The organism is Planococcus sp. TJ-302, from assembly GCF_058268455.1.
In genome coordinates this window covers 1,892,343-1,910,662 of record NZ_JBZDOI010000001.1, presented here as the reverse complement: position 1 = coordinate 1,910,662, position 18,320 = coordinate 1,892,343, and the positions used below count along the sequence as shown (strand labels likewise).

At 47.1% G+C, this 18,320-nt stretch carries 16 protein-coding genes and 1 riboswitch; of the genes, 12 read left to right on the top strand and 4 right to left on the bottom strand.

What is annotated here, in order from left to right; translation table 11 throughout:
* Positions 1-77: 77 nt before the first annotated feature.
* A riboswitch (SAM riboswitch) is annotated at positions 78-185 on the bottom strand.
* A 280-nt stretch (positions 186-465) separates the two neighbouring features.
* Positions 466-1,830 (top strand): copper amine oxidase, encoded by a 1,365-nt coding sequence (locus AC4EHB_RS09310; protein WP_490975288.1) that lies wholly within the window; start codon positions 466-468, stop codon positions 1,828-1,830.
* A gap of 227 nt (positions 1,831-2,057) precedes the next feature.
* Here the strand turns inward: AC4EHB_RS09310 and AC4EHB_RS09305 are convergent, their stop codons facing one another.
* The gene (locus tag AC4EHB_RS09305) at positions 2,058-2,186 is read right to left on the bottom strand and encodes a hypothetical protein (RefSeq protein WP_490981257.1); all 129 of its coding nucleotides are present in this window, start codon (positions 2,184-2,186) and stop codon (positions 2,058-2,060) included.
* Between the two features lie 369 nt (positions 2,187-2,555).
* On the opposite strand from AC4EHB_RS09305, the gene AC4EHB_RS09300 reads away from it, so the two are divergent.
* The 5 genes from AC4EHB_RS09300 (at position 2,556) to AC4EHB_RS09280 (ending at position 5,913) form a co-directional block, all read left to right on the top strand.
* A complete protein-coding gene (locus AC4EHB_RS09300; protein WP_490981256.1) occupies positions 2,556-3,608 on the top strand; it encodes a GNAT family N-acetyltransferase in 1,053 nt (350 codons plus the stop codon).
* A 55-nt stretch (positions 3,609-3,663) separates the two neighbouring features.
* A complete protein-coding gene (locus AC4EHB_RS09295) occupies positions 3,664-4,251 on the top strand; it encodes a GNAT family N-acetyltransferase (RefSeq protein WP_490981255.1) in 588 nt (195 codons plus the stop codon).
* 12 nt (positions 4,252-4,263) lie between these two features.
* On the top strand, positions 4,264-5,061 hold the full coding sequence (locus AC4EHB_RS09290; RefSeq protein WP_490981254.1) for an SDR family NAD(P)-dependent oxidoreductase: 798 nt from the start codon (positions 4,264-4,266) through the stop codon (positions 5,059-5,061).
* Between the two features lie 226 nt (positions 5,062-5,287).
* A complete protein-coding gene (locus tag AC4EHB_RS09285; protein ID WP_490981509.1) occupies positions 5,288-5,503 on the top strand; it encodes a DUF1048 domain-containing protein in 216 nt (71 codons plus the stop codon).
* 56 nt (positions 5,504-5,559) lie between these two features.
* Positions 5,560-5,913 (top strand): DUF1048 domain-containing protein, encoded by a 354-nt coding sequence (locus tag AC4EHB_RS09280; RefSeq protein WP_490981508.1) that lies wholly within the window; start codon positions 5,560-5,562, stop codon positions 5,911-5,913.
* A gap of 168 nt (positions 5,914-6,081) precedes the next feature.
* On the opposite strand, the gene AC4EHB_RS09275 is transcribed toward AC4EHB_RS09280, so the two are convergent.
* Together AC4EHB_RS09275 and AC4EHB_RS09270 are read right to left on the bottom strand one after the other, a co-directional pair.
* A complete protein-coding gene (locus tag AC4EHB_RS09275; protein WP_490981253.1) occupies positions 6,082-7,035 on the bottom strand; it encodes a class F sortase in 954 nt (317 codons plus the stop codon).
* A gap of 54 nt (positions 7,036-7,089) precedes the next feature.
* Complete coding sequence (locus AC4EHB_RS09270; RefSeq protein WP_490981252.1) at positions 7,090-8,421, bottom strand: hypothetical protein; 1,332 nt, start codon at positions 8,419-8,421, stop codon at positions 7,090-7,092.
* 296 nt (positions 8,422-8,717) lie between these two features.
* Here AC4EHB_RS09270 and AC4EHB_RS09265 point away from each other — a divergent pair, with 296 nt between their 5' ends.
* The 4 genes from AC4EHB_RS09265 (at position 8,718) to AC4EHB_RS09250 (ending at position 13,668) form a co-directional block, all read left to right on the top strand.
* Positions 8,718-9,284 (top strand): RNA polymerase sigma factor, encoded by a 567-nt coding sequence (locus tag AC4EHB_RS09265; RefSeq protein WP_490981251.1) that lies wholly within the window; start codon positions 8,718-8,720, stop codon positions 9,282-9,284.
* Complete coding sequence (locus AC4EHB_RS09260; RefSeq protein WP_490975280.1) at positions 9,277-10,029, top strand: anti-sigma factor; 753 nt, start codon at positions 9,277-9,279, stop codon at positions 10,027-10,029. The genes AC4EHB_RS09265 and AC4EHB_RS09260 overlap by 8 nt, the downstream gene beginning before the upstream one ends.
* A gap of 454 nt (positions 10,030-10,483) precedes the next feature.
* Positions 10,484-12,388, top strand: a complete 1,905-nt coding sequence (locus tag AC4EHB_RS09255) for a SpoIIE family protein phosphatase (RefSeq protein WP_490975279.1) — start codon at positions 10,484-10,486, stop codon at positions 12,386-12,388.
* An 11-nt stretch (positions 12,389-12,399) separates the two neighbouring features.
* Complete coding sequence (locus AC4EHB_RS09250; protein WP_490975278.1) at positions 12,400-13,668, top strand: ATP-binding protein; 1,269 nt, start codon at positions 12,400-12,402, stop codon at positions 13,666-13,668.
* Between the two features lie 331 nt (positions 13,669-13,999).
* Here the strand turns inward: AC4EHB_RS09250 and AC4EHB_RS09245 are convergent, their stop codons facing one another.
* Positions 14,000-15,283 carry an ATP-binding protein gene (locus AC4EHB_RS09245; RefSeq protein WP_490981250.1) on the bottom strand — a complete coding sequence of 428 codons (1,284 nt, stop codon included), beginning with the start codon at positions 15,281-15,283 and terminating at the stop codon, positions 14,000-14,002.
* A 346-nt stretch (positions 15,284-15,629) separates the two neighbouring features.
* On the opposite strand from AC4EHB_RS09245, the gene AC4EHB_RS09240 reads away from it, so the two are divergent.
* Both AC4EHB_RS09240 and AC4EHB_RS09235 read left to right on the top strand, forming a co-directional pair.
* Complete coding sequence (locus tag AC4EHB_RS09240) at positions 15,630-16,832, top strand: iron-containing alcohol dehydrogenase (protein ID WP_490981507.1); 1,203 nt, start codon at positions 15,630-15,632, stop codon at positions 16,830-16,832.
* 12 nt (positions 16,833-16,844) lie between these two features.
* Positions 16,845-18,305, top strand: coding sequence for a CoA-acylating methylmalonate-semialdehyde dehydrogenase (locus tag AC4EHB_RS09235; protein WP_490981249.1), 1,461 nt, complete (start codon positions 16,845-16,847; stop codon positions 18,303-18,305).
* Positions 18,306-18,320: the final 15 nt, after the last annotated feature.

Here is an 18,320-nt window from a genome sequence, read left to right as displayed (position 1 = left end):
CATCTAATCACTCCTCCACACAAAAAAACTCCCCCTCGCGAGAGGAAGAGTTAGGCGCAAAAGCAAGAACAGACTCTCCCTCATCTCTCAAAGCATCGCTGCTTTGTTGGATTTGGCACCATACTAGTCAAACTAGCGGTTGCCGGGCGTCATAGGGCCAGTCCCTCTGCCTCTCTTGATAAGGTTACGTAGTTTTATGTAATTTTTCTGATAAGACTTATTCTATCCAATTGGCCACGGGATGACAATGATGTTGAAGAATTTATTCGAATAAAACTTTTTAGAACGCCGTTCAGATAGAAAAAATCGGCTTTCTTCTATATAAAGAAAATTGGGCAGGTGGACGGATCACAGGGCAGAAAAAAGAATTTTAAGTTTTTTTAAAAAAGAGTGATCTAAAAATGAACCACGTGCGTTTTGTAGTCAGAATCAAATAAAACACAGAGAAAAAGGAGATGTTCATTTATGAAAGTCAACAAATTATTAGTAGCTCTTCCACTTACACTAGCCCTATTGGTGCCGACAGCGGCATTGGCTGACAGCCACGGATCATCACATTCAACTCCAGCGTCTAGCGAAGTTGGAGCAGGAACAGCAACACCAGCGGGCGAACTTCGCATCGCACTTGATACAGTTTTAACGGAGCATGCATTCTTAGCAGTAGAAGCAATGAGAAAAGGCGTTGACGGAGCAGAAGACTTCGACCAGGCATCTGGCGCATTGTTGGCAAACGCTGACGATTTGAAAGCGGCAGTCGCTTCTGTATACGGTGAAGAAGGCGCAGCTCAATTCGACGAGATCTGGAAATCGCATATCGGCTATTTCGTGGATTACGTAACAGCAACAGCAAATGACGATCAAGCTGGAAAAGACCAGGCTTTGGCTGAACTTGAAGAATACAAAACAACACAATCTGAATTCTTCGATACAGCAACTGAAGGACGTTTGCCAGCAGCAGCTGTGAGCGAAGGCTTGGATATGCACATTGACCAGTTGATCAAATCGTTTGACGCTTACGTTGCGGGAGACTTTGAAACTTCATATGCTCTTGAACGCGAATCAATCCAGCACATGAGCATGTTCGCTGAAACTCTTTCAATCGCAATCACTGACCAATTCGCTGATAAATTTGAAAACACAAACCCGGACACACCGGCAATCGATCTACGCGCTTCTTTGAACACAACGTTCACTGAGCATGCTGGATTAGCGGTAATGGCAATGCAAGACGGTGCTGATGGCGCTGAAAGCTTCGACACGGCAGCTGCTTCTTTATTGGCAAATGCTGACGACTTGACTGCTGCAGTAACATCCGTTTACGGCGAAGAAGCTGGAGCAGCATTCGACGAAACATGGAAATCACACATCGGTTACTTTGTAGATTACGTAGTAGCAACAGGTGAAGACAATGCTGAAGGGCAAGAAAAAGCAAAAGCTGAACTTGACGAGTACATCGTTGAACAAGCAGCACTTCTTGATGGCGCAACTGAAGGCCGTGTACCTGCTGCAGCACTTGAAGAAGGTTTGACTGCACACGTAAGCCAATTGCTAGCATCATTCGATTCTTATGTAGCTGGCGACTATGACGCAGCATACAGCTCTATGCGTGAAGCATACGCGCACATGACAATGCCTGCAGCTGGTCTATCAGCAGCAATCGTTGACCAATTCCCTGAGCAATTCGGTGAAGCAGCAATGCCATCTGAAATGCCTAAAACAGGAATGGGCGGCACTGAGTCATCAACATTGCCATTCATGTGGATCCTTGCAGGATTAATGCTTGCTGGATTGACAACTACGATCGCATTACGCACACGCAAACAACAATAATCGCAGCATTTGAAAAAGCTAGCCTTAATCGGCTAGCTTTTTTGTGTGGACGCTGATTCTCAAACTTTTTTCGCCTATAAACCACATAGTCCTGTCGTCCCTTTAGCTTCTCCATGACTTCATAACTTGAAAGTTGTGCCAGCAGCTCCCTTAGCTTTTCGAGTGGCGGAACTTTTTCTTGGTTGAACCAATAACTCAGTACACCAATCGTTGCTGAGAGTGCATATTCAAGTGTGGTAATCCAGTTCAAAGCCGTCTTTCGCTTCTTGAGCGGTCAGGGCGTCTTTCATCAAAGGCTTCAAGTTGCCCTTGATGCGGGCTTGAAAGGCTGGATCTCCGTGATTACCAAGCAACACTGCCAGGTATTTGCTGTGCTATGAATATACGCTGACCAATGCTTCAAACGGGAAGGGATGGTCAGCTGAAGACAGCTGTTTTATAGGGGCTTCTTGCAGATTTGAAATCAATGTGTTCTCTGTTTGCTCCAGAACATCGTAAACATCAGTAAAGTATTCATTAAATGTTTAATGATTGTCTCCCGCTTTCGTGTTATTCATCATTCAATGTTCAGTTCGTCTCCATAGCTCATGCAGGCATAAAACATTTAAAATCTGAAAAATAAATAGATTGAATTTAACCTGATTTTAACTTTGAGCGGCAATAATAAAAACAGGAACTGTTAGTGTTTTACAAATAACTGCATCTAAAGAAAGGGGTCGTTTATCATGACAATTGATACCCATGTTCCACATATCACCATCATCGAAAATAAGGAGCATTGGGACAAGGCGGTGAATGAATTCCCTTTGAATGATGTTTACTATACTTATGAATATTGTGAGTGGAATGCACAAAAAGAGCAGGGACAAGCAAAACTCGTCTACTTCGAAAATGACATGGGAAAAGTTATTTACCCGTTTATCCTGCGAAAAATAGACCATATTTCGGCACAGCCCGTCTACGACATCACCACACCCTATGGCTATGGAGGACCGTTGCTTTCCGGGGAAGAAGGAGCGCTGGAGGAATTCGCTGCCTTGTTCCGAAAATATTGCCTGGAGACGAATATTGTATCGGAAATCATCAGGCTCCATCCTCTTTTAGATAATGCCAGCTACCTTTCTAGCTATTGCAATTTGCATTACATCCGGAAAACCACTGCTGTTGATTTGTCGGGAAGCCTGCCGCAAATCCAGCAGCAATACAGCCACATGGCCAAGCGGAATATTAAAAAGGCGTTAGTCAATAATCTTCAATGCAAGAAAGTGCATAAGAGTGAAGCGAATATTGACATCTTCTTGAATCTCTATAATGCCACGATGAACCGAAAAGGGGCGGCAGAGAGTTATTACTACTGTTTTTCGTCCATCCAAAAACAGCTTATGGATACGGTCCTCTCCAAATCCCATCTCATATTTATCTACTCAGGAGAAAAAGTCATATCTACAGCTATTCTTTATACCACCAAACACTTTGCGCATTACCATTTGGGGGCTTCGGATAAAAATTTTTTAGACTTGCGGCCCAATAATTTGCTCTTCAACTCCATGGTCGTATTGGCTAAAAAAATGAACTGCAGCTTATTGCATTTGGGTGGTGGGTGCAGTGAAAATGACAGTTTGTTCACATACAAAACTTCCTTTTCCAACAACAATAATTACGATTACTTTTTGGGCACCAATATTTACAATCCGGAGATTTACACGGAGTTAGTGGTAATGGCAGCAAGCCGTTCCCACTTAACGGAAAGTTATTTTCCGTTATACCGAAGCATTTAACAATGAAGGAACTGAATCATCGAATCTTTAAAATACTTGAGAAGAGGTGGCAGACATGAACATTCAAGGGAAAAAAGTGACGCTGCGGGCTTTGGAAAGAGCTGATATGGAAAGCTTGAGAAGTTATCATAACGATCCCGAAATCGGCAGCTTGCTTGGGGGATGGTCCCATCCCATTTCGTCGGACCAGCAAAGCAAATGGTTTGACGGCTTGGCGTTTGATGGCCGTAATCTGCGTTTTGCAATCGATACCCCCAGCGATGGCTTTATCGGCATTTCAACCATAACGAACATCGATTTCAAAAACCGTTCCGCTTACCATGGCATCCTGATTGGAAAAAAGAATATGCAGGGCCACGGATATGGACGGGATACAGTGATGGCGACCATGAAATATGCATTCGAAGAACTGCAGCTGCACCGTTTGGATGGAGATATTGTCGAACATAATGTCCCATCTTATAATCTCTACGTCCAAAAATGCGGATGGCGGGAAGAAGGCAGAATACGTGAGCATGCCTATAGGAACAACCGGTACTACGATCGGATTATCGTGGGCATCCTAAAAAGTGAATATGAAGAACTTTGTGGGCAAAGCAATTACTGGATGGAAGAAGAAAGTGGACAGCCAGTAAATCGCTGAAGCGGAGCAACGATGCTGAAAGGGCGGGGAAAATTCATGGCCGGAAAACTTGAGGGAAAAGTAGCTGTAATCACTGGCGGAGCGGGCGCACTTGGAAGAAATACCGCGGAACTTCTACTGCGGGAGGGAGCTAAGGTGGCGTTAGTCGACATTAACCAAAAGGCTCTGGACGCAGTGGTCGAAAGCCTGAGCTCCAAAGGAGAGGTGCTCGGCTTGGCATCGAATTTAAGCGATGAACAGGAAGTCGCGCTTTATGTAAAGCAAGTTATCGAAAAATGGGGAAGAATCGATGTGTTTTTGAACAACGCTGGAATCATCGGAAAAATTGCGCCGCTGATTGAGCAGACAATAGAAGATTTTGAAGCAATCATTAATATTAATGTGCGCGGCGTCTTTTTAGGGCTCAAGCACATCCTGCCTATTATGACAGCTCAAAAAAGCGGCAGCGTCATCAATACTTCCTCCGTTTCGGGCCTTATGGGCAGCAGCGGCAATTCTCTTTATTCGGCTTCCAAACATGCCGTTGTCGGCCTTACTAAAACTGCGGCACTGGAAGTAGCCAAAGATTCGGTCCGTGTTAATTCAATCCACCCTGCACCCCTGGATTCGGATATGATGAAGGCGATTGAAGAAGCACTGAACGCTGACGACCCTTCAGCCGTTAGAAACAACATTTCGTCGCGCATTCCACTGGGTCGCTATGGAAGTATGGAGGAAGTTTCTAAGCTAGTTTTGTTTTTGGCTAGTGATGATTCTAAGTTCATTACTGGAAGCCAGTACCGAATAGACGGGGGCATGGGAGCGCGCTGAATAAACCCGTTAAATCGATGGCGAAGTGATGAATAATCTTATCTTAAGCATTTACCCTAGGGTCCGAAATAGTTCGAAGGACTTCCGTGTCCAAGTTTGCAAAATTCCATTCAACATCCAGAAAAAAGCCCTCTATTGGAGGGCTTTTTTCTTTGCTGAAATCCCGTTGGCTCTTAAGAATGATTTCAATAATAATAATCATTCATTCATGTAGAACCGGACTGCTCTGCCGGAAGATTATCGGTTTGCATTTCGCAAAATTCAACATACTATGTTTAGCGTCGGCCCTCCTGGTAGTTACATGGCGATATTTACGGATTTAGTGAATTTACTTGAAACAAGCGCGGCAGAGGGCAAAAAGGTTCTTGACTTCTTAGGCAAGGATGTCGATGAATTTTGTGATGAATTTATGCGTGCAGCAGCTACCGGTACTGAAAATTAGCGGGACAAGTTAAACAAAGAGTTCATGGAAAAATTTAATAGGAAGGGGCAATAATGATGCGGGGGCTTATTAAAAAAATGATAGGTGACAAAAAAGAGTACAGGCCGCAGCTGGCCAGGGTGGAAGCGTCGTCTGAAGACTACCGGTTCGTGTTTAAAAAAATCCAAGGATATATGTGTAGCTTAGCGAGAGGAGACGGCTCTGACATGTTGAAAACGCAGCACGAAATGCTTGGGTTGTTTGAAGCTAGCGATCTAGACGGCAAGCACGTTCTCGACGTAATAGGTGAAGACGTTGCAGGCTTCTGCGACGATTTTTTGAGCGACATGAAAAAGTGGACTGATAACTTTCGCGAAAAACTTAACCGTGACATGATGGGGAAACTCGGGAGAGGGAACGATTCTATTTAAATATACCGCACTTCTAATGGGAAAAAGAACGGGACGGATGAGGTTTTGTGACTGCATTATTTTGCCTTCTGTCTTGCTCGAAACCAGCTGGAGAAGAAAGTGATGAAAGCATTTTAAACGAAAAAACTGCAGGACCGCCGGTTTCTCGGGGATCCTGCAGTTTTTATGTTATTGCTGTGCTTCTGTTTTTTCGGACTCTTTCAAGTCAACATCAACCGCTGTTACGTAGTAGCGCTTGTTGGGATCCTGTTCGATTTCAATATTCTTGCGGTCGAACAATGACACAGTGGCAATTTTTTTGCTTTCGCCTGTTTTGATGTCTTCCTCGTAGACGCGGTAGCCGATAATGGCATCGTCGCGCACTGCGTGCCAAGAAAGGCTGAACGAAGTCGCCTCGACGTTTGTCGGTGCTTGGGGCGCTTTCTGGACAACAGCAGAATCGGAAACAAGTTCTGCGGAAACGACAAGACGCTCTTCGTGTGATCCGATCGACCGGTTAAAGTCGCCAGTACACGTAATCAAATTGATCATGCGCTTATCCGAAGGTCCGAAGATTTCTTCAATCGGCGCTTCGTCGGTTTGGTAACTCACTTTTTCTTTTATCTCGAAAACCATTTTCCGTCCATCTTTGTCTGTGACGGCTACGGTTTCACCGATTTTCACATTCTGCAATTCGTAGAAAACAGCAGGGCCAGTCAAACTGTCAACGTGTCCGGCAAGAACGGAATGCCCTTTGGCACCGGTCTTGTAGCCAGGCTCGAACCATCCCACCTGGTCGACGTTTTCAGGGACGCCCATCTCACCGTTTTCAAGGATGCCGGTCGGCTCGATCGCTGTGTCAACACCGATTGATGGAATTTCAATCCGAGCAGGTTCCATGCCTCGGATGCTTTCCTGGCGCTCACGTTGCAGTGTCTCCAGCTTCTCCCGTTGGGCAGGAAGGATGGGGAACTCTGCGATTTTGTCGGTCTTTTCCGCCGTTACGGTTTTGGTTTCCGCCGCCAATTCGGACGGAGGTTCAGCTTCAGTGACAGTCTTTGAGCCATCTTCGTAGGGTTTCATAATAAAGAACAGGATCGCAGAAAGAAGCACTGCGATGCCCATTGGAGCATAGGTCTTCATAGTCCATCCTCCCTTTCCATAGGAATAGAGGGAACGCTTGGCTCCCTCAAGAGTTTATTGCTGTTTCGTTTTCTGACGGTACGTGATAGTTCCGGCTGCAACAATCAGCAACATGCTTGAAACGATCCACAGCATCATGCTATTGGCCTCGGTTGCTGTGCCGCCCATTCCGGTTTTCGGCATTTTTTCAGGTGCCGTGTTTTGGAATTCTTCAGGGAATTGGTCGACAATTGCGCCGCTCAATCCTTTTCCGATATCGAACATGATAGCATAGCCCTCACGGTACGTGCTGTATGAAGCTTCAAAATCGCCAGCCACGTATTGCTCAAATGTACCGATGACAGATTCTTCGTGTGCGGCTACGCCGGCGATTGTTTCATCAAGCGGCATACGGTCTTCGGTTGCTGTGCTAAGGAATGTGCCCAGGTCAGTGGCAAATGTGCCAGTCAACGCTTTTTTTGCTTCGTCAATGGCAGCTTGGTCTTCTGCAGCAGTGGCGCCGGACAAATCACCTTGTACGGAAATGTGTTCATTGTTCCAGATCTGTGCAAATTGGGTTGCAGCTTCTTCACCATAAAGGGAAGCAATGGCTGCACGGAATTCTTCTGTGTTCTGGTCTTGGGCCCAATCAGCGAAATCAAAATCGGCTGAGCCGTTAAAACCTTTTGTCAGGCTTAACTGCGCCAAAGCAAAATGTTCTGCTGCAATGCGGTTGACGGTTGAACGGAAGTCGCCTGCTGCTGTGTTCGGATCAGAGAATTTATCAGGGAACTGAGTGGAAATCGCTCCGCTGATGGCACTGCCTGCGCCAAAGATCTGCTTGAAGCCTTCAAGGTATGTGGTGTAAGACTCCACGTAATCACCGGCTGCATAAAGGTCAAATGTGTTTTGGACAAAATCTTCGTGCTGGCGAAGTGCGTCTACTGCGCCATCTTCAGGCAAATTGCCTTCAGTTGCTGTGGCCAGGAATGCACCCATATCGTCAACAAAAGACTGGATTTGCTCTAATGCTTCCTGTTCCAGCGCTTCGTCGCCATCTTTGATTGCTTGTGCGTATTCAGTGGTGCCCATATTGTGCTTTGCAAAAATTTCTTCGAAAGCCGCGCCGCCTTCTTCACCGTAAACAGAAGCGATTACCGGCTCCATGTCAGCGGCATTTTCGGCCAGTGCAGCGGCTGCCGCTTCTGCGCCTTTGTCGCCGTCATAGGTTTTCATCATGGAATCGACCGCCAGTGCGTAATGCTCGGACAATAACGAATCCAGTGTCGCACGCAGCTCAACTCCTGTCGTGTCTGCCTTCGGCATTTCATCTGCGAAAGCCGTCCCCATTCCGGGGATCAATAATGCTGCACCAAGGACCGGTGCCAATACTTTTCTCCATTTCATAAAAACACTCCTCTGTTTGATCTTCTTGCATACCTAACGCAAAAAGGGGGAGAATAGATCACTTTTGGAGGTGGAAAATAAAAAAAGTTAAAAACAGCGAAAGATGTGAATTTATATATAAGGAAGCAATATTGTCAAGGGGAAAAAGTGATCTAAAACGCATGTTCTCACGTTTGGTATATAGAATTCAATAATGATCCCACTCTCTAAATTGCAGTTTTTTAAGCTAGTCAATGCATCTGCAGCAGGCATTGTAGTATGCTTGAAAGACGAAATATGAAAAAAGGGGTACGTGGATGGAGAATAGCTCAGACTTTATGCTTTACAGGCAGATTCAGGACAAGGATAAAGATGCACTGGAACAATTGTATGACCGCTACGAGAAGATCCTTTTCTCATTTTTGCTGAAAATGACGGAAGATCGTGCGTTGGCTGAAGAAGCCCTGCAGGAAGTCTTCATTAAAATTTGGCGGGGTAGTGGGGAATACGATGAAAGCAAGGGGAAATTCACTTCTTGGTTGTTTACAATGTCGCGGAATTCCGCGATAGATTTGATACGGAAACGCAAAAAGCCGACGGTTCCGCTCGATGAAATCAGCGATATGGCTGATGGGGACTCGTCAGTGGAAGATAAGGCCGAATGGCAGGAACAGAAAGACCAGATTCAAAGCGCAGTTGAGCGGCTGTCTACGGAACAGCAAGAAATGATCCAGCTCTTTTACTTTAAGGGGCATACCCACGAGGCGATTGCGGAAATCTGTGATTTGCCGCTGGGTACAGTGAAAAGCAGGATCAGGCTGGCGCTCAGCAAACTGAAAAAATCATTGCACGGTGTGCAGGAAGGGGGAGCCATTGATGACTAAGATGAATTGTGACCATGTCATCGATTATTTGAACGGTACGCTAACAGCAGAAGAAATGCATGAATTCCAACTGCATTTGAACAATTGCGAAGATTGCCGTGAACTTGTTGAAGCAGTAGGCGAACTCCCTTACCTGGCTGAATCGGCGGAACCGCCGGCAGGCATGAAAGAGCGCATCCTGGCAAATGTCTTTGATGAGAGTGATCAAGAAGAACCAATCAAAAAACAAGAACCAGCTCTAGAAGCTGTGCAGCCTGCATCGAAGCCGGCGCCAAAAGTGGTGCCGATGGCGAAGCCGCCTAAAGAACGGATTTGGTGGCGTCCTTTGATCGCGGCAGTATTACTGCTGTCGCTGCTCGGCAACGCCTACGCATTCATGAAGTTATCAGATGATGGCGGAGGGCAGACAGAAGCCGCATTCCAGTCGATCGACTTGCAAGCAAGCGAAAGCTTCGCCGGCAGTGCCAAAGCAGCCTTAGTAAGCGAAGGCGATTCACTTGAAGTGGTTGTCCAAGGTGAAGGGCTGCAGGAGCTGTCAGGCAGCGAGGTCTACCAGATCTGGCTGTTGAAAGACGGCAAGCCGATACCGGCGGGTGCATTCGAAGCGGATGCAGATGGCCAAGGCGCAGCGTTTTACCAACTTGAACAGAATACGGAAGAATGGGATACAATCGCTATCACGCTTGAACCAGAAGCGGGCAACGAATTGCCGGAAGGCGAAATTGTGCTGAGTTCCGGACTATAGCATATGAAGAGCAAGGAAGGTTCTCGGATTTACACAGAGCCTTCCTTGTTTTTTTGTGGAAAAAAATATTCTTGTGCACTGGTTAAGTTTTTATTCGGCGTGAATCTTTTGCGCCAACACCAGTTAATTTCCCGGCATTGCCTGTTAACCGCTCGCCAACGCCTGTTGATTCCTCCGCAACACATGCTGCGGTTTATTTAACCCTTGTTAACGGGAAAACCTGCTCTTCGAACCCAAAAATATTATTGAGAAACTATAGGAAGTATATCTTTTCTTCAATAAATGATATGATTCGCTATTAAGATACACCATTAAATAAAGGCGAAAGCGTTCGCCAAGAGCGAAATGAAAAGAACTATCTAGAATTTCCCACTATACTACCATCCACCTGTCTGCCAAAAGCGCGTATGCTTTGTGCGCATCCATTCCTTTACAGATTCGAGAGTGATTACTTATGACTTCAGCTAACCGTTTAATTCAAATATCCATCGTTGTCAGCGTCCTGTTCTACTTGACGATTTTCATCGATGAGCGAGTGGGCTTTTCGGATTTCAGCGATCCGGCGTTTCTGATGACGCACATTATCCTAGAAATGACGAGCATCTTCATTGCCATCAGTATTGCCGTCCAAGGCTGGCTTTTTACCCGCATCGGCGACAATTACAAGCAGTTGGTTTTCTCCAGTTTGTTTTTTGCGGTCGGTGTGTTTGACGTCCTGCACATCCTGACGGTAGCGGGCATGCCTGGTTCGTTGATGGGAGAGCCTTCATTGAGCGGCTGGTTCTGGTTAATGGCGCGGATCACGGAGACCATATTGTTCATCATTCTGATGGTGGAGCTGGATTCGCCGCTTAAGCTGAGAGGATTAAAGTCGATGGCGGCGGTGTTGTCAGTTTTTTACGTAGCATCGATCTCCATTTTCATCCTCTTGCTGCAAAACGAGCTGCCGCTGTTGGTCGTGGACGGCAGGCCGACGCTGCTATTTAACGTCGGGATGGCGCTTTCGACGGTTGTCCATCTCGGAATTCTGCTGTACTTGTTTCTGCTCGAGAAGAAAGGGAAAACAAGTTCCGTCGAAGTCGGCTTTATCGCACCGGCTTCCATTTTCCTGCTGTTTTCGACTTTGGTTTATTCTTTCACAGCCATCACCGATTGGAGCGCTACGGTCTCACACGTCTTCAAAGTGGCGGGATACGGGTTTTTATTCGTACTAATTTTTGTGCGCTACGGTCAGCGGCCATTCAAGGAAGTCGAGGAAATTTCAAATACGTATGAACGGTTCCTGAATTCTGTCGGCGAAGGGATTTATGGCATTGATTTTCATGGCAAAATCACTTTCATCAACGATTCTGCGGTGGAAATGCTCGGCTTCCGGCGAGATGAACTCGTTGGAAGGGTCGGCCACCCGATCATCCACCATACGAAGACAAACGGCAGCCCTTATTTCATGGAGGAATGCACGATTTGCATCGCCGTCGAAACAAACGATTATTCGTTTGTGACGGACGAGGTGTTCTGGCGCAAAGATGGCACGAGCTTTCCTGTGGAATATTTCACGCAGCCCCTTGTCAGTGAAGAGGCAGTGGGCACGCTGGTGACGTTCAAGGACATTACGGAAAGCGAGAAGCTGAAGCGCCTGGAAATTCAGCATGAGAACATTCAGTATGAAGTGGCGCTGGCGGTCACAGTGCAGGAAGCATTGCTGAAGTCGACGAATACGCTGCCGATGGCTTTCGACACGGGTGTTGTCAGCATTCCGTTCAAAGAATTGAACGGTGATTTCTATACGCTAGTTCCGGATGCAGAAGGTGTCTTCGTATCGATTGCAGATGTCAGCGGCAAGGGCATTCCGGCGGCCATCCAGATGACGATGATGAAGTTCGCAATGGACCAGAAAGAATCTCCCGCGACCGTTTTGGCGCGGATCAATAAATTTTCAGCGCATTATATGGAACAGGCCAGCTTCATCACGATGTTCTGCAGCTACATCGACTTAGCGACAAAGACGCTTCAATACGCTTCGGGCGGACATGAACCGATTCTTGTCTACCGGCCAGCGACTCAGCACTTCCGTGAATTAGATCCGACAGGGCCAGTCCTAGGCATTGCAGAAGGGTTGGAATTCAAGTCCGACTCCATCCAGTTGGAAGATGGTGACCTGGTCGTGCTCTTTACGGATGGTCTGCTTGAAAGGAAAAAAAATACGGAAGATACGAATGTGCTATTGCGTGAAGCGATCCTTCAAGCGGATTTATCACTTGATGCCACGACTTTGGCGCAGGAGATCTTCGCACGGGTCAATGCTTTGGAACCATACGCCATTGAAGATGATCAGACCTTGATCATCCTGAAAATATAGGGGGAACATAAATGGCCTTTGCAATAGAAGATTTTCTGCTTAATTTTTTTCTGATTCTGACCCCGCTTTACTTTTTCCAGTTCATCCTGTCAGATTACTCGAAGCTGCATGCCAAGTTCTACTTAGGCGGCATACTTGGGCTGTCAGCGATTTTATGTATGACATTCCCGGTCATTTCGGGGGCTGGCTTCGTATGGGATTTGCGGTGGATTGCCCTCCTGGTATCCCTGCTCTACGGCGGCTTATTAAGCGGCGGCATAACGGCAACGATGCTGGTAATTTACCGCTTCACACTTGGCGGCATGCTCGGATCGCTCAACGTCTTGCTGGTAGCCGTGCTCATTCTGCTACTGTTCTTCTTTTTGGGGCGGCATTTCATCCATCAGCCTTTTGGCAATAAACTCAAAAGAGGGATTGCTTTCAGCGTTTTGACGTGGCTAATCGTGGTCAGCGCCATCAGTGTGCATTTCTACATGACCGGTGCAGCAGACTGGCTATGGCATAATAGTTTGCCGATTTTCGGCGTAATGCTGCTTTTGTATGTGCTGTCGACCAGCTTGTATGTTTATTTCTCAGAATCGATTAAGTTCTACTCGGCTTTGAAAGACCAGGCACTGAAGTCGGAGAAGCTGAATTACGTCACCGAAATCAATGACCTGCTTTCGCTGGAGCTTGCGCAAGGACTGGATAGGTCCGTTAAGCAGCTGGAGCCGCTTGCCAATTCGCAAGATCCAGGCGTCAGAGGACAATCCCGAGCGGCTGTGCTGGAAATCAGCAAGCTGAAAGACGCTGTCGCTCAGCATTTCACCATTGCGGAAATGGAAAGGGAGCCAGACACCATTTCCTTAGAGAAAATAATGGAAGATGTGCTGGCTACGCTGAATCCGTATATCGAACAAAAAGGCATCGAAACGGCTTTTGACATCGATCCACAGCTGGTGCTGAAAAAAGACATTTTGCGCATCAAACAAATCTTGTTGAACGTGACAAAAAATGCAATAGACGCTACATCGCGCGGCGGCAAGGTCCAAATTTCCACTTTGATGAAACGACACCATTTGTTGATCTACATTGAAGATACAGGCATTGGCATTGCCCCCGAACAGCTGGCTTCCTTGCTGGATTTCAACCGTGAAGATAGCAACACCATCATTGGCCGGGGACTGAAAGTCACTCAGCAGTTGATCCGTGAAATGGATGGGGCCATCTCCTTTACCAGCGAAATCGGAAAAGGCACGACGGTGAGTTTAAAGTTGCCTTCTCAGATTATTGGCCGGTAACTTATAATCGAACAATAGAGGTAGGAAGAAAAGGCATCCATCTGTGGGTTGAGTTGGAGGTTCTCGCGTTAACATGCACTATTTTTTGGTTAACATGAAGTGCCGGAGAATCCACATGACTTAGTGAGAAGTTAACATGAACTATTCGGAAGTTAACCGGCACTAGCAAAAAAAGGCACCACTCCACGATCCAGGTCCAAAAAAGCAATAGGAAAAACCGTTCGCTTCAGCAAACGGCTCCTTTAATTGAAAAAGTGTATTCCGCCAAGGCAGAATGCCGGCACACATAAGAAAACCGGAGTCCTTAATAAGGGGCTCCGGTTTTTTGCGTTTATTCGTAGACGGGTAAAGCTTTTGGCTGGTACCGCACAAGTATCATGTCCTCGCCCTCGGTAGAAACAATTTTAAGGTGTTTATAAATGATGGCTATGGTTTCGTGCAACTCTTCCATAGAGTTTGCAACAATCGTGAAGCGGCCGAACATCTGGGTGTATGAGCCGGTAACTAGGACTTTGTCGCCAGATGTTTTATTGATAGCGGTATGGATGACAGCCGGGAGTTCTCGGATGGCTTCGATGCCTGACACTTCGCCGATGATTCCCCCGCTGAGCAGAATTGGCAAGTTACAGGAAGGATGGGGCATATGGCCGTTATCATAAGGACTCATGTCCAAATGATCGATGCTTTCTCCGAGTGCCAGTGCCAGCATGATCTCGACTTGATTGATCCCTGTCTGCTTTTCGATTATGGAATACATCTGGGAACCGCCAAGCCGGAAGCCCATCTCATAGATATAGAATGAATCATTCTCAAATAGTGATTGGATGAAAACGACTCCGTTGCGGATGCCGATGCCTTTGATAAGCTTTCTGATATAAGGGTCCACCGACTCGATATATTGTTCGCGGTGCTGCGAAGAGAAAATCATGGCAATTGGCAGCGGCGGGAATTCTTTTGAATGCTTATGGACATAACGATCAGCGACGCCGTTCAGCACAATAATACCATTTTGGATTGTATAGATACTTTGCACACCATATGCTTCATCAACGAAGCGTTCCACAATGACTTTCTTCGATTTAGAGAATTTCAACGCTTTCTCGTAACCGGCACGCACTTCTTCGGGCGAATGGCACACTGTAATCCCCTGGCTGGCATAGCTGTCTACAGGTTTTACGATAACCGGGTATTTCAAAGTTTTTAAGTTTTCATCAGCTAAATCGCCGCCCAGCTCGAATTCCTCGATGACAGGGGCACCGTACTTGCGGCAATACTCCTTGAATGTATTCTTATCGGAGCAGATTTGCAATTGTTGAATTGTAGCGTAGAAGGGCAAGCCCAATTCTTGGCATAAAGCCTGGGCATTCCATGTGTTAATGTCATCAAAGGCATTGAAGACACCGTGAACGCCCTCAGCTTTGGCTATTTCTTTTAATTTCTGGGTGTCAGAAGTGCTGACATCATAAGATTTGTCTGCATGCTTTTTGGCGGGCGAATCAGGATCCCGATCCGTAACAATGGTGTACAAACCTAGTTTCTGCGCTGTTTTCACTACATCGATCATTTGGATAATTCCACTGAGAATTAAAATCTTTTTTTGCTTCGTGCTTTTCACTTAAATACCTCCTTTTATTGTGGTGAAATTCAATGGCGCTTGATCGGTGGACAAATACCCGCAAAGAATATCGGGAAGGAGTTCAACTTCCCTATTCATAACGTCATAAATATGACAATAAGCCTGTCATCTAATGATTCGTAGTTACTATAAAGGTATCAATCACGATATTAAATGTCAATTAATAATCTGAATTATTAATCTTTTGAAACATTCTTATCATTAGCCAGATTTTATTTCAAAAAAGAGGCGGTTTTCCATTTTCAGAAAAGTCTGCCCATTCGTGATAAAATAGAAAGCGGTTCGGTTTAATTGAATAGCAAAAAGGATGGGAGTGAGGGCATTGATGGGATATGAAACGTTCAGAACACCGCAGTTGATCGTCTATGCGCGCGGCGCATTCGAGCGCACAGGCACGGAGGCGGCTTTAAGGGGGAAAAAGGCGCTCATCGTCAGCGACGGAATCATGGAAGCGCTTGGAAATGTCAGCCGCTGCGTTGAATTGCTCAAGAAGGAAAATGTGGAAAGCGAAGTTTATACTGGAGTGGAGTCGGAACCGACAGATACATATGTCGCAGAAGCTTTAGCGTTGTTCAACGAAAGCGGATGTGATTTAATCATCTCGCTCGGTGGCGGAAGTTGCATCGATACAGCGAAAGCGGTATCGGTCCTGACGGCGAACGGCGGTTTCATCGGCGATTATATGGGCATGGCGAAAGTCGCTTCAGCAGCGCCCGTTCCGCATCTGGCCATACCGACGACTGCCGGCACGGGGTCGGAAGTAACGGATGTCACAATCATCACAAATACGGAAAATGACGTGAAGATGATGATCAAGCAACCCGCATTTATGCCGGCTGTGGCGATTGTCGATCCGTTGCTGTCGATGTCGTCGCCGAAAAAAGTCACGGCGGCAACCGGCGTTGACGCGCTGAGCCATGCAGTGGAAGCTTATTTGTCGAAAAAAGCGCATCCGATGACCGACGTCCTCGCGATGGCTGCCATCAAACTGATTGTGCCGAACTTGCGCAAAGCTTACACAGATTCAGAAGATACTGCAGCGCGTGAAGCGATGTCGACCGGATCAATGTATGCGGGAATGGCGTTCTCGAATGCTTCTGTGTGTCTGGTGCACGGCATGTCCCGTCCGATTGGCGCATTATTCCATGTGCCGCATGGTGTTTCGAATGCCATGCTACTGCCGGCAGTGCTGGAATTCAGCAAAGAATCTTGCTCTGAGCGTTTAGCTGATTTAGGGCGGGTCTTCGCCGGAGACACAACGGTGCTGACCCTAGAAGAAGCGGCGCAATTCGCAGTGGATGAAGTCAAGCGGCTATGTCTGGATCTGGAAATTCCGAATTTGCGCGACTGGGGCATCAATGCGGACCAATTCAGCCGTTCAATCGCTAAAATGGCAGTGGATGCGTTGGCCAGCGGCAGCCCGGGCAATAATCCGCGGATTCCGGACCAGCAGGAAATCGAAGAGCTTTACCGCGTTTGTTTCGATTATGAATTTACAGCTAGCGGCGCGGCAAAAGCAAACCTTTAGGAGGAAACTATTATGGAAACTATGACAAAGGATAGATTGAAAAACTATATCAACGGTGAATGGGTGGAAGCGAAAACAGCGGAATTCGATGACGTGCCGAATCCGGCGACGGGAGAAATTCTTGCGCAAGTGCCGCTTTCCACATTGGAAGATGTCGATGACGCAGCAAAAGCAGCGGCAGCGGCTTACAAACTATGGAGCAAAACAGCAGTGCCGCGGCGCGCGCGCATCCTGTTCAAATATCAGCAGTTGCTGGTCGATCATTGGGACGAGCTGGCGGAATTGATCACAGTGGAAAACGGCAAAAGCTTTGCCGAAGCCAAAGGGGAAGTGCAGCGCGGCATCGAGTGTGTTGAATTTGCGGCTGGGGCGCCTACCTTGATGATGGGCAAGCAATTGCCAGACATCGCAACGGATATCGAATCCGGCATGTACCGCTATCCTGTCGGTGTAGTCGGCGGCATCACGCCTTTTAACTTCCCGATGATGGTGCCGTGCTGGATGTTCCCGCTGGCGATTGCACTCGGCAATACATTCATCCTGAAGCCTTCAGAGAAAACGCCATTGCTTGCGAATCGCCTGGCGGAATTATTCGAAGAAGCGGGATTGCCGAAAGGCGTCTTTAATATCGTCCACGGCGGGCGTGAAGTCGTTAACAGCATTCTTGAACATCCTGGCATCCCGGCCATTTCCTTTGTCGGTTCACAGCCGGTTGCGGAATATGTCTATAAAACAGGGACTAGCCACGGCAAACGCGTACAGGCATTGGCCGGCGCGAAAAACCACTCGATTGTCATGCCGGATGCGCAGCTTGACCCGGCGGTAAAAGAAATCGTTTCCGCTGCTTACGGTTCTGCTGGCGAACGCTGCATGGCATGCGCGGTTGTCATTGCAGTAGGCGATGTAGCGGATGCATTGGTCGAAAAATTGATGGAAGCGGCAGACAGCATGAAAGTCGGCAACGGCATGGACGAAGGCGTCTTCCTTGGGCCGGTCATCCGTGACGAGCATAAAGCGAAAACGGCTAAATATATTGAAGTTGGCCAGCAGGAAGGCGCTCTGTTGCTGCGTGATGGGCGCGAAGACGCATGCATGAAAGACAATGGCTATTTCATCGGCCCGACCATTTTCGATAACGTGACGACCGATATGCGCATTTGGAAAGAAGAGATTTTTGCGCCGGTCTTGTCCATTGTCCGTGCCGCTACATTGGAAGAAGCGATTGAACTGACCAATAAATCGGATTTCGGCAACGGCGCTTGCCTCTTTACTGAAAGTGGACGCAGTGTGCGCTATTTCCGTGAGAACATCGAAGTCGGTATGCTTGGCGTCAACTTGGGCGTCCCTGCTCCGATGGCGTTCTTCCCGTTCTCAGGTTGGAAAAACTCATTCTACGGAGACCTTCACGCCAACGGATCTGACGGCGTCGAATTCTACACAAGACGAAAAATGCTGACAGCCCGCTGGAACTGAACGGTGACATAGCAA